Raw genomic sequence first — 12,621 nt, forward strand, 5'->3', positions numbered from 1 at the left:
CGCCGCCCCGGGGCACCGCCACGGGGGCCGCCACCGCACCGCCACGGGGGCCGCGCACCCGCCCCGGGGCCGCCCTCACGCCGCCCGGCGCGCCCGGGGGGCGACCCGGCCGGCCCGCAGCCCGCGCAGGGCCCGGCCCGCCAGCCGCCGTGCCCTGAGCCACGCCCGGGTCAGCGCCGCCGGGGTGCCGCAGATCTCGTACGCCGTGTCGGGGATGCCCGCCGCCGGGTCGCGGAAGTGCGGGTACGCCAGGTACTCCCGGCGTCGGCCGGACACCCGCTCCGGCGGGGTTCCCTCCTTCAGGTACGCGACCACGTCGAGCAGCTCGGTGGGCTTGTTCAGCGCCACGCAGGTGAGCCGCAGCCGGTCCTCGGTCTTCAGCCGGCGGGCGACGCCGGGCGTCCAGTACCGGGCCATCAGCGGTGCCGCCAGCTCCAGCTTGTGGCGCAGGACCTCCTGGGACTGCTTCAGGACGACGGGGCCGAACTGCGGCAGCAGGGTGACGATGAACGGCCGCAGCATCAGCTGGTCGCGCCGCTCCCCGGGGGGTACGTGCGCGGCGATGAGCTCCATCAGGGCCTTCGCGGAGTCGAAGCGGGGCACGTAACCGCCGGTCTTCGTGAGCTGTTTGCCGTCGTCGCGCCCCACCAGGTAGTAGCAGACGTAGTCGGCGACCACGGAGACGCCGTCGCCGCGCAGGTACGCCTCCAGGGTGAACAGCGCGTCCTCGCCCGTACGCAGGGACTCGTCGAACCGCATGCCGTGCCGGACGAGGAGTTCGCGGCGGAAGAGCTTCTGGGCACTGAGCGTGTACTTGACGTTGGAGGCGTAGATGTCGGCGCGTTCGACGGTGCGGTGCCACATCGACTTGGCGGCGTTGCGGTTGACGCCGACGGTCTTGCCGAGCACCACGTCCGTACCGGCCCGGTCGGCCATCGCCACCAGGCGGGCCAGCGCCTCCTCGCCGAGGTAGTCGTCGGCGTCCAGGAAGAAGACGTAACGGCCTCGGGCCAGGCGCAGTCCGGTGTTGCGCGGGCCGCCCGGGCCACCGGAGTTGGCCTGCCGCACCACGCGCGTGGACACCTTGGAGCGGGCGGCGAACTCCTCCAGGTAGTCGCCGGTTCCGTCGGTCGAGCCGTCGTCGACGGCGACGATCTCGACGCGGTCGGGGCCGAGTGTCTGCGCCTCGACGGAATCAAGGCATTTCACCAGGTAGGGCATTGCGTCGTAGGCCCCGATGATCACGCTGACATCGGGAGTGTTCTCAGGCATCGGCACCCACTGCGGCGATAAACGGACGAAGGTCGTCCGCCATCGTGTACCCGATGCGTACCGGCCGTGTGACGGCACGCACAACGGCCCGTGAGTGCGCCTCGTACGAGGGACTCACGGGCCGTGAGGTGTACGGCGCGGCCAGCCGTGCGCGCCGGTCCATCGAGGCCGGGCGGGCGGCCCATCGAGGCCGGGCGGGCGGCCCGCGCGGGGTCCGTCCCGCCGGGCCGGCGGGTGCGGACCGCTGGTGCGGACGGACCGGCGCGCGAGGGGCGGGTCAGCCGACGATCGTCGGTTCCGCCTCCGCGCCGGGCTCGGCCCGCTCCACACCCTTCTCCGCCACCGTGTCCGTCGCCGGACCGGCCGGTTCGCCGCCGCCCGCTCCGGCCTCGCGGTCCAGCTCGCCGACCGGCCGGCCGGCCAGCCGGTCCGCGACGCGCCTGTTGCGCGCCTCCGCCTTCGCGGTCAGCGCCCGCACCGCCGCGTTGAACCGCTCGATGGAGGTGGGCTCGTCGGGCCCGAGCAGGTACTGCTTGAGCCGGCGGCGGTCGGCGGCCGTCGCGTCGGCCGCCGGGTCGGCCACGGCGGCCAGCAACTGGTCCAGTTCCGCGGCGCTGTTGGAGAGGATCACCGCGGCCCGTACGGCGGTGTTCTGCCGCTTGAACTCCTCGGCGCCCAGCTCCGCGGAGTCGGTCACCGCGTACGGCTTGCCGCTCGCGATGAAGTCCGAGACCACGCTGGAGATGTCGGAGACCATGCCGTCGGCCTGGTTGAAGCAGTCGTACAGCTTCGGCTCGGCGCCGGTGACGGCCCGGTGCTCCCACCAGCCGAAGGAGCGCCAGTAGGCGTCGTTCCACTCCTCCCGCAGCCGCTTGATCTCGGCGAGGCGCTGCGGGTCGGCCAGCGAGACGCGCGACTCCTCGGCCTCGTCGCCGCCCTTGCGGCCGGGGCGGCCGAGCTCGGCGATACGGGCCTCGATCCGGGTCAGTTCGGCGCGCGCGGCGGCCTGCCCGGCCTGCGCGGCGGCGGCCTGCCCGGCCCAGCGCGGGTCGGCCGCGCGCTCGGCGTTGGCGGCGGCGACCATCTTCCGCAGCCGCTCGTCCACGGCCTTGGCCTTCTTGTTGACCAGTCCGGTGAAGGGGTGGGGCTTGTAGATGACGCGGACCGGGCTCGGCGCCTCCAGCAGCCGCCTCATGATGTTCTCGCCGGCCAGCAGCAGGGAGGTGTTGCCGGGGTTGTTGTCCCAGCCCTCCCACGTGGGGGCGTACAGGATGGTCGGCACCGGGTTCTTCGGCGCGCCCGTCCAGGACGTGATCGGCGCGAGCTGCGGGCGGCCCACCTCGACGATGTCCTCGTCCCGCACGCCGACGTCGGCCAGCGCGTACCGGTCGCGGCCGGCCCGGCCGGCGGTCCACACCTCGTCGTACACCTTGGAGAACGGGTTGACGCTGGCGAGCTTGTCGCTGTCGCCGTGCCCGATGAAGACGTGCTTCATGGTCGGTACGCGCAGCATGTGGATGTTCTTGCCGACGTTGGCCGGGTACAGCGTGACGCGGATGGTCGACAGGTCCATGGCCATCAGGTGCTGGCCGCCCGGTACGCACAGGATCGGCACGGACGTCGGGTTCAGCTTCTCGACCAGGTTGCGTTCCCGCATGATGATCAGCGGCCGGCCCTCGACCTGCTCCATCGCCTCCAGCCACATGTTGACCTGGTAGGCGGAGTCGTCGGAGCCGGAGAAGTACAGGGCGACGGTCGGCTGGTACTCGCGCAGCCAGGTGCCCACGGCCTTGAGGACGGCGGGCGCGGACGGCACCCGGCGCCTGCGGCGCAGGTGGGGGACGAGGACGGCGGTGTACAGCAGGGCCAGCCCGAGGGTCGTGCCGACGCCGGCGTACGCGACGACGTTCTCACCGGTGCCCACGGCGGCGATCACACCGGCCACGGCCGGGATGTCGAGGTGGAGCATCTTCTCGGCGGAGCGGTTCAGCAGCGCCTGGGGCGGGGCGTCCGGGATGCGTACGGCGTTGAGGTCGATGTTGCGCGTGACGACCGGCATGGTGCGGCGCAGCCGGATGAGGGTGGCCAGGGCGCCCTGCGGGGCCTGGAGCCCGTAGAACAGCAGGAAGCAGGCGACGGCGGCGTAGAAGACCGGCTGCTCGGCGAGGTTCTCCCGGGCCAGGAGCAGGATCAGCAGCAGCTGGCGCAGCAGGAACCGGATCGGCAGGCCTGCGCGGACCTTGTTGAGCCGGTTGACCAGATAACTGTCCTTCTGGTGCAGGTACCAGTCGGCGACATAGGTCACGGCACCGGCGGCCGCGAAGAACCAGAGGTTCGGGATCAGCGCGGCGAGCATGACGCACGGATAGCCCAGTCCCATCAGGACTGCCGCGGCCAGCTCTGCCCCGCTGCCCACGCGTGCCAGGCGAATGGCGGTCGAAATCACGAAGAACCTGCTCCAGGGAGGGGTGCCGGTTTATTTCACATTGAGGGGTGTCTCGTGAAGGTGGGGCTTCACGAACTCGGGCCTCTGCATTCGCAACAAAGCGACACAGAGGCCCGAGAAAAACGCATTCAGCGAGTATTACACATCTTCTTGCCGGTCCAGCACGGAGGCCAGGGCCTGCTCGAAGCCGGAAGCCTCGCTCGCCCCGCGCGTGGGGTCCTGCTGGCGTACGTCGACGACATGGCCGGTGAGGTCGGAGAGCAGCACGTCCAGCGAGGTCCGGGCCACGGCCTCGGAGGACAGCAGCGAACCGGCGGGCTCCTGGCCGAATGCCTTGGTACGCATGGGGGTCGCGGTGCGTTCGGGGTTGACGCAATTAACCCGGATCCGGTCGCCGGCCCATTCGTCGGCGAGGGCCTGGGTGAGATTCACCATGGCGGCCTTGGTGGACGAGTAAAGGCTGTACTCGGCGCGGCCTCGGGTGTAGCTGGAGGAGGTGTAGAGCAGCAGCTGGCCCTTGGTCTCCACCAGGTATTTGTACGAGGCCCGCGCGATCTGCACGGGCGCCAGGTAATTGACGTTCAGCGCTTCCTGGATGGTCGCGTTGTCCGTTTCCGCGAGCTTGCCGATGCGCAGCACGCCCGCCGTGTTGATGACATAGTCGATGCGGCCGCTCTCCGCGTACGCCTTGGCCAGCGCCTCCTCGACGTGTTCCGGGTTCTCCACGTGCGTGCCGGTGGTGGAGCGGCCCAGGGCGTAGACCGTGGCGCCGTAGCTCTCGGCGAGCTTGGCGATGTCGGCGCCGATGCCGTACGAACCGCCGAAGACGACCAGCGTCCTGCCCGACAGCAGCTCGCGGTAGGCGGCTTCGTCGGCCTGGCGCGGGGCCGCGGTGGAGGCCAGCTGGAAGAGCTTGTCGGCGATGAAGACGTCGACGGGCTGGGTGACCTTCATGTTGTACTCGTCGCCCGCGACGACGTAGATCGGCACATCGGGCAGGTATCTGAGCACGACCGAGCAGTCGTCGGTGGCCTGGAAGTTGGGGTCGCCGGCCGCGATCTCGTACGCCCTGCGGATCGTGGAGAGCTTGAACGCCTGCGGCGTCTGGCCGCGGCGCAGCCGGGAGCGGTCGGGGACGTCGGTGATGAACTCGCCGTCCCCGCCGTGCGTACGCGTCACGATGATGGTGTCCGCGGAGGGGATGGCGACGTCGACGGCCTGGTAGCGGTCGAGGGCGTCCACACAGTCCTTGATCACACGCTGTGACAGCAGCGGGCGTACGGCGTCATGGAAGAGGACATTGCGGTCCTCCCCCTCGGCCAGACCCTCGCTGAGGGCGCGGATGGCGCGCTCGGTGGTCTCGTTGCGGGTGGCGCCGCCCTCGATGACCCGGGTGACCTTGGTCAGCCCGGCCTTGGCGATGATCTTCTCCACGTCGGGGACGAAACCCGGCGCCATCAGCACGATCACGTCGTCGACGCACTCGGCCTGCTCGAAGATCGTCAGCGTGTGCTCGATGACGGCCTTGCCCGCGATCTTCAGCAGCTGCTTGGGGATCGCGAGCCCCACGCGCTGGCCGGTGCCACCGGCGAGCACGACTGCTGTGGTGCGGGTCTTGGCTTCATGCGGCGCTGACACAGGACGACCTACCTTGCGACGACTGGGGGACGGGGTGATGGTCGCACTCTCCGTGACCGTCTCGCAAGGCGGGTACGGAGCGCCCGGCACCGCGGGGAAACCGCGAATTCACCTCTTGGCCAGGTGGACCGGCGAGCTCACGGCCGGGCGGGGCGGCGGCCGGTCCGGTGACCGACATCACCCGTCCGCCTTGTCGACCACGTTGAGTACGAGCTCGTTGGCGGCGCTGTAGAACACCTTGACCGTCACGCGTACGCGTGGCTTGCCCGCGAGCTTCCGGGCCGCGGCGCGCACCCGGGCCAGTGGCCGCCTCTTGAGCAGCTCGGCCGTCGGATAGGGGAAGAGGGAGCCCTTCTCGACGATGTCGTCGAGGATCCGGGCGAGCCTGGCCGGCGGGGCGTCGGGGTCGTGGCGCAGCCACACGTCCCACACGTCGTGCGCGTCGCGCTGCCGGGCGGCCGGGGCGGCGCACGGCACGGTGAAGCGGAAGCCGTCCGTGCCGTGGCGGGTGCCGCGGAAGGACAGCTCCAGCGGTTCGCCGCCGCGGCGGCGCAGCAGCAGAATCGGTTCTCCAGAGGCGCGGGAGGCACCGTGCAACCGCGCCGAGACGGTGATGTGCCGGTCGGCGATCCGGATCTCGCCGACCTCCGCGTGGACCGACCGCACCCAGGACCGCAAGGTCAGCACGCCTCCCCTGGTGTACGGAACCAGGTGCCGGACCGGACCCGGTCCGGCGGGCCGGCCGGCCGCGCGCATCGCACCGCGCTGGTCGACGGCCCGCCCGGTGAGCGGGACCCGCTCACCGCCGCCGGCCGGCTCCACCTGGCAGGGCCAGACGCCCTCGGGGAACTCGGTGCCGGCCGGGACGGTGGCGACCCCGTCCGCACCGAAGGGGAAGCCGTGCTCCCCGACGATCAGCCGCCCGCCGTCGCGGGGGGTGAGCAGCCGCACGGTCAGCGTGCCGTCCTCGGCCACGACGCAGTCGGCGGCGGGTGCGCCGGATCCGGCGGCGGGGACGTCGTTTCCGGTGGCGCGGCCGGCGGGCCCGTCCTCAGGCACGGGCGAGGAATGCCGGGTGACGGGCGCGCCGAGCTCGGCGAACAGCTCCTCGTACCGCTTGGCCACCGGGCCGGGGTCGAAGCGGCGGGCGTTGGCGAGGGCGGCGGCGCCCATGCGGCGGCGCAGGCCCGGGTCGTCGATGAGCCTGAGCAGGGCCCCGGCGACGGCGTCGACGTCACCGACCGGGACCAGCAGTCCGTCCTCGCCGTCCTCGATGATCTCGCGGGGGCCGTAGTCGCAGTCGGTGGAGACCACCGGCAGGCCGCAGCGCATCGCCTCGACCAGAGTCATGCCGAACGACTCGTGGCGGGAGGTGGAGACGGCGATGGCGCCCTTGACCCACTCCGGCTCGATGGGTGAGCGCGGCCCCATGAGGTGGACGTTGTTGTAGAGGCCCAGCTTGTCGATGGTGCGACGCAGCCGGTCCTTCTGGTTGCCCCAGCCGCAGATGCGCAGGGTCCACTCCGGGCGTACGGCGACGACCTTGGCGAAGGCCTCGATCAGTACCTGGTACTGCTTCTCCGAGGCCAGCCGCCCGGCCGCGACGACCGTGGTGCCGGAGGTGTCGGAGGGCGCGACGGTGGGCTCGGGCACGCTGTTGGGTATCGCCAGCACCCGGGTGCCGGGCAGCGGCAGGTGCTCGCGCCACGAGGCGGCGTCACCCTCCGAGACGGTGACGAAGGCGTCCAGGCGGCCCAGCCACGGGGCCATCTCGGCCCGCAGCGCGGGCTGGTGATGGTTGTGCGTCATGTGCTCCTGGCCCACGAGCACCGCGCCGTCGGGGGCGAACCGCGCGACGTACGCGACGAGCCCGGGCCTGGTGCCGATCACCACGTCCGCGTCGGAGCCCGCGTAGTGGTCACGGACCCGCTCGTCGGTGAGGGCGCTGTACTCCTTGAACCGCGCCTCGTTGCGGGGGAAGAACTCGGCGGGCCGGAGATGGCTCTCGTGCTTCGCCTCGTTCGTCGGCGAGGAGGGGCGGGTGTCGATCAGCGGTACGACGGTGACGCGCGGGTCGATCGCGAAGAGCGGGTCGTCCCGGTGGCGGAAGACGGAGACGATCTCGACCTCATGCCGTCCGGCGAGTTCTTCCGCGAGATTCAGAGTCGTGCGGATGGTGCCGCCGATGCCATAGATGGTGTGGATGAGGAAGGAGACCTTCATCAACGCTCCGTTCAAGTCAGCCGGGGCATCCGGGCCCGCCCCGCATACAAGACGGAGAAGCGGGGCCGCTGGTTGTCCTGAGGAGCGGTGCCAAACCTCACCACCGGCACCGTTTTCCACCGCAGCCGCACAGGGGGTGCTCCGGCGGGGCGTTGCCCACGCCGGTCCCGCCGCCGGTCGCGTACGGCGACGGCGGACGGCCCGGTCCCCTACATGGCGCGGGTGACGGAACGACTCGGGCACCGGCCGGAGGCGCCGGGGCAACCGGAACGGGGTGACCGGGCCCGGCGCCGAGGGCCCAGGTGGGCCCGGGACGTGGGGCGCCTGGCGCACCAGGTCCCGGGGCCGGAGTCGCCGCCGCACCGGGACGCGGACGGGCCCGGCGGGCGAAGGGTCCGGGGGCCGGCCGGCGCCCCGTGTGGCCGAGGGCCCGCAGGGCGGCATCCCGGGGCAGAGGCCGGAGGCCCGACGTCCCGGGCGGCTCCGGGATCCGGGAGCCGAAACCTTGGAGGCCCGACATCCCCGGTGGGCCCGGTGGGCCCGGGTGTGGGTCCCGGGGCCCGGCATCCCCGGTGGGTCCGGGCCCCGGCCGCCGCCGGAGCGACGGCCCGGGCCCAGGGGCCTAGAACGGGTCGAAGTCGTTGAACTCGCGGTCCGCCTCGTCGCGCTCCGCGTCGCGGTCCTTGCGGCGCTGCGCGGCCGGACGCGGGGCCTCCAGGCGGTGGTCCTCGCCGCGGCGGCCGAGCATCTCGGCACCGGCCATCATGGTGGGCTCCCAGTCGAAGACGACCGCGTTCTCCTCGGGGCCGATGGCGACGCCGTCGCCCGCGCGGGCTCCGGCCTTCACCAACTGGTCCTCCACCCCGAGGCGGTTGAGGCGGTCCGCGAGGTAGCCGACGGCCTCGTCGTTGTTGAAGTCGGTCTGCCGCACCCAGCGCTCCGGCTTCTCGCCGCGCACCCGGTACAGGCCGTCCTCCTCCTTGGTGACCGTGAAGCCCGCGTCGTCGACCGCCTTCGGGCGGATGACGATACGGGTCGCCTCCTCCTTCGGCTTGGCCGCGCGTGCCTGGGAGACGATCTCGGCCAGCGCGAAGGAGAGCTCCTTCAGACCGATGTGGGCGACCGCCGACACCTCGAAGACACGGTGGCCGCGCGCCTCCAGGTCGGGGCGGATCATCTCGGCGAGGTCCTTGCCGTCGGGGACGTCGACCTTGTTGAGGACGACGATGCGCGGCCGGTTGTCCAGCCCGCCGTACTGGCGCAGCTCCTCCTCGATCGTGTCGAGGTCGGTCACCGGGTCACGGTCGGACTCCGCCGTGGCGGTGTCCAGGACGTGGACGAGGACACTGCACCGCTCCACGTGGCGCAGGAACTCCAGCCCCAGGCCGCGGCCCTGGCTGGCGCCCGGGATGAGTCCGGGCACGTCGGCGATGGTGTAGACGGTCGAGCCCGCGGTGACCACACCGAGGTTGGGGACCAGGGTGGTGAAGGGGTAGTCCGCGATCTTGGGCTTGGCGGCCGAGAGCACGGAGATCAGCGAGGACTTGCCGGCGCTGGGGTAGCCGACCAGCGCCACGTCGGCGACGGTCTTGAGCTCCAGGACGATGTCGCCGGAGCGGCCCGGCTCGCCCAGCAGCGCGAAGCCCGGCGCCTTGCGGCGCGCCGAGGCCAGCGCCGCGTTGCCCAGTCCGCCCCGGCCGCCCTCGGCGGCGACGTACGAGGTGCCGTGGCCGACCAGGTCGGCCAGCACATCGCCGTTCTTGTCGAGGACGACCGTGCCGTCCGGCACCGGCAGGATCAGGTCCTGGCCGTCCTTGCCGGAGCGGTTGCCGCCCTCACCGGGCTTGCCGTTGGTGGCCTTGCGGTGCGGCGAGTGGTGGTAGTCGAGGAGCGTGGTGACGGACTGGTCGACGACCAGGATGACGTCACCGCCACGGCCGCCGTTGCCGCCGTCGGGGCCGCCGAGCGGCTTGAACTTCTCCCGGTGTACGGAGGCACAGCCGTGACCTCCGTTACCCGCGGCGACATGCAGCTCGACGCGGTCCACGAAGGTGGTCATGTCTGGTGCCTCCAGTTACGTACGTACGGAATGTCTTGTTCTACAACACGCGAAAGGCGGACCCGCTTCCCGTACGTCCTCCGTACGGGAAGCGAGGTCCGCCTCTGCGAAAGAAATCAGGCAGCCGGAACGATGTTCACGACCTTGCGGCCACGGTGCGTGCCGAACTGGACCGCACCGGCCTGCAGCGCGAACAGCGTGTCGTCGCCGCCACGGCCGACGCCCGAGCCGGGGTGGAAGTGGGTGCCACGCTGGCGGACCAGGATCTCACCGGCGTTGACGACCTGACCGCCGAAGCGCTTCACGCCGAGCCGCTGAGCGTTGGAGTCGCGACCGTTCCGGGTGGACGATGCGCCCTTCTTGTGTGCCATGTCTCCTCAGTCCCTTACTTCGCAGCCGTGGGGATGTCCGTCACCTTGATCGCCGTGTACTGCTGACGGTGACCCTGGCGGCGGCGGTAGCCGGTCTTGTTCTTGTAGCGCAGGATGTCGATCTTGGCGCCCTTGTGGTGGTCCACGACCTCGGCCTGGACCTTGATGCCGGCCAGTACCCACGGGTCGCTGGTCACGGAGTCGCCGTCGACAACGAGCAGGGTCGAGAGCTCGACCGTGTCGCCAACCTTGGCAGTGGAAATCTTGTCAACCTCAACGATGTCGCCGACAGCAACCTTGTGCTGGCGACCACCGCTGCGCACGATGGCGTACACGCGGATCTCTCTCTCACTCGGAACGGAAACCCCTGATGCCAGCCGCTCGCACGGGCCGGGGGCCCGTGACTGTTCCGGATGGGTGAGCGGCCTCTCCACGGGAGGCGCGGAGGGAGGTGCTCAGGAGTTGGCGCGCATGGAAACACGCCGACGGTCAAGGGTACGGTCCGGGCTCCTGGGGGTCAAACCGGTCGCCCGGGGGGACGGCCCGTATGCTCACCGGGCGAAACCGCACACCGGAAGGCAGAGAAGTGAACTACAGGGTCCAGCCCACCGCCCAGGTCGCCGACACCGCCGAGATCGGCGCCGGGAGCAGTGTGTGGGAGCTCGCGCAGATCCGTGAGGGTGCCAGGCTCGGCGAGGGGTGCGTGGTGGGACGCGGCGCGTACGTCGGTACGGGTGTGCGGATCGGCGACAACGTCAAGCTGCAGAACTACGCGCTGGTCTACGAGCCGGCCGAGCTCGGGGACGGTGTCTTCGTCGGCCCGGCCGTGGTGCTCACCAATGACCACAACCCGCGCTCCGTCGACCCCGAGGGCAAGCAGAAGCGCGGAGGCGACTGGGAGGCCGTGGGGGTGAAGGTCGCCGAGGGCGCCTCGCTCGGGGCCCGGTCGGTGTGTGTGGCCCCGGTGCGGGTGGGGCGCTGGGCGATGGTCGCCGCGGGCGCCGTCGTCACCAAGGACGTGCCCGACTTCGCGCTGGTCGTGGGTGTTCCGGCGCGGCAGATCGGCTGGGTGGGCCGGGCCGGCGTACGCCTGGTGGAGCGGGCCGGCGAGGCGGGCGTGTGGGAGTGCCCGCAGACCGGCGCGCGGTACGAGGAGAAGGACGGCGCCCTGACCGAGCGCGCCGCCTGAGCCACCGCTGCCGGCGAGGGCCGGTCCTGGGCACCGCCCGGGGCCGGCCCTCGCCGTACCCGGGCCGTCACACTCCCGGGCGGCCGGGGCGCCGGGCCCGGGCGGGTCGAGTCAGGTCGGGCCGGGTCGCACCGGGGCGGGTCGGGTCGCGCCGGGTCGGGTCAGGCCGAGCCGGGCCGGGGCGCCGGGCGGTCAGACGGTGGTCCAGGCCTCCAGGGCCAGGCCGGGTTCGGGCTTCTGGCGGGCCACCCGCAGGGTGCCGTCCGTGCCGAAGGCGGCCATCACCACCCGGCCCCGCCCGTCGACCGCCAGGGCGGGGGCGCTCACGCAGGGCTCACCGGTGAGGGTCCAGGTGGCGCCCAGGGACTCCTCCTCGGTGGGGTACGCGGCGAGGGCGGGGCGGCCGGTGGCGGCGTCCCGCCGGGCCAGCACCGTGCAGTCGTGGCCGTCCACCGACGTGCGCAGCAGGGCCACCGGGCCGGTGCCCGCGCCGCTGCCCACGACGGCCGGTGCCTCGAGGGACGGGCGCCAGGCGCGGACCGTCCGCTCGTCGGCGTCGTGCCAGAAGTGGGTGAGCCGGCCGGCGGCGGTCCGCTCCGAGGTGAGCGAGTCGGCCGCGGCCCTGGCCGGGATGTCCTCGGCCCGCTGGAACTTCACGCCCCGCGTCTCCTGCGTCCAGCGCATGACGCGGTCGGCCGTCGGGGCGAGGAGCTCCATCAGGCCGTCGGAGGTGATCGAGGCGGAGACCGTACCGAGCATGCCGCTGCCCTTGAGGTCGGCCCACTTGTTCCACTTGCCCGAGGGGACCGAGGCGCGCCCGCAGATCCCGCCGCCCACGTTGCGGACGAAGACGTGCAGCGAGCCCTCGGTGTCCACCACCGCCGACGGCAGGCCGATCCGCTCGGCGAGGGCGGGGTCGTCGGGGTAGGGGTTGCCGACCACGGCCCAGTCGCGCACCGCCTTCCCGGACTGGTACTGCAACGCGTACACCACGTCCGTGCGGGGGGTGCCGTCGGCCAGCCGGGTCTTCCGCAGCCCCACCAGGTGGACGTAGCCGTCGGGGCCCTGCGCCAGGGAGAGGCGCGGCAGGACGCCGGGGGCGGGGATCACATACGGCCCGGTCCACTCGGGACCACCGGGCCGGGTCTCGGTCCAGCGCAGTACCGCGTCCTGGGCCGGGGCGTACGCCGTGAGCCGGCCGTCCTTGCCGCGCACCAGCCAGTCGGTGGTCGGCGGCAGGGAGGTGTCCAGGGTGGGTACGGCCTGGTCGGTCCTACGACGCGAGGTGACGTCCGCGGGCCGCTGCCCGGCTTTCGGACGCTTGGCTTTCCGCGCGGACCAGACCGCCATGGCTCACCGCCGACCTTCCCCTGACCAGTTCCCCCAAGCTTGCGCGACCATAGCATTTCGGCAGATGGCCCAG

9 protein-coding genes are annotated in these 12,621 nt (G+C 72.1%); 1 reads left to right on the forward strand and 8 read right to left on the reverse strand.

What is annotated here, in order from left to right:
• Positions 1-75: 75 nt before the first annotated feature.
• The 7 genes from AB0H53_RS25925 to rplU form a co-directional block, all read right to left on the reverse strand.
• Complete coding sequence (locus AB0H53_RS25925) at positions 76-1,272, reverse strand: glycosyltransferase family 2 protein (RefSeq protein WP_362117973.1); 1,197 nt, start codon at positions 1,270-1,272, stop codon at positions 76-78.
• Between the two features lie 277 nt (positions 1,273-1,549).
• Positions 1,550-3,718, reverse strand: a complete 2,169-nt coding sequence (locus AB0H53_RS25930; protein WP_362117976.1) for a hypothetical protein — start codon at positions 3,716-3,718, stop codon at positions 1,550-1,552.
• Between the two features lie 138 nt (positions 3,719-3,856).
• A complete protein-coding gene (locus tag AB0H53_RS25935) occupies positions 3,857-5,356 on the reverse strand; it encodes a bifunctional cytidylyltransferase/SDR family oxidoreductase (RefSeq protein ID WP_362117979.1) in 1,500 nt (499 codons plus the stop codon).
• A 177-nt stretch (positions 5,357-5,533) separates the two neighbouring features.
• On the reverse strand, positions 5,534-7,579 hold the full coding sequence (locus tag AB0H53_RS25940) for a glycosyltransferase family 4 protein (protein ID WP_362117982.1): 2,046 nt from the start codon (positions 7,577-7,579) through the stop codon (positions 5,534-5,536).
• Positions 7,580-8,201: 622 nt separating this feature from the next.
• Complete coding sequence (gene obgE, locus AB0H53_RS25945) at positions 8,202-9,638, reverse strand: GTPase ObgE (RefSeq protein ID WP_362117985.1); 1,437 nt, start codon at positions 9,636-9,638, stop codon at positions 8,202-8,204.
• 116 nt (positions 9,639-9,754) lie between these two features.
• The gene (rpmA, locus tag AB0H53_RS25950; protein ID WP_031070415.1) at positions 9,755-10,009 is read right to left on the reverse strand and encodes a 50S ribosomal protein L27; all 255 of its coding nucleotides are present in this window, start codon (positions 10,007-10,009) and stop codon (positions 9,755-9,757) included.
• A 14-nt stretch (positions 10,010-10,023) separates the two neighbouring features.
• Positions 10,024-10,344 (reverse strand): 50S ribosomal protein L21, encoded by a 321-nt coding sequence (rplU, locus tag AB0H53_RS25955; protein ID WP_362117988.1) that lies wholly within the window; start codon positions 10,342-10,344, stop codon positions 10,024-10,026.
• Positions 10,345-10,595: 251 nt separating this feature from the next.
• Between rplU and AB0H53_RS25960 the strand changes: the two genes are divergently transcribed.
• Positions 10,596-11,198 (forward strand): acyltransferase, encoded by a 603-nt coding sequence (locus AB0H53_RS25960; RefSeq protein WP_362117991.1) that lies wholly within the window; start codon positions 10,596-10,598, stop codon positions 11,196-11,198.
• A 192-nt stretch (positions 11,199-11,390) separates the two neighbouring features.
• Here AB0H53_RS25960 and AB0H53_RS25965 read toward each other — a convergent pair whose 3' ends face one another.
• Positions 11,391-12,548 (reverse strand): hypothetical protein, encoded by a 1,158-nt coding sequence (locus tag AB0H53_RS25965; protein WP_362117994.1) that lies wholly within the window; start codon positions 12,546-12,548, stop codon positions 11,391-11,393.
• Between the last annotated feature and the right edge of the window lie 73 nt (positions 12,549-12,621).

Source organism: Streptomyces sp. NPDC050856, assembly GCF_040653855.1.
In the GTDB taxonomy this organism is placed as follows: domain Bacteria; phylum Actinomycetota; class Actinomycetes; order Streptomycetales; family Streptomycetaceae; genus Streptomyces.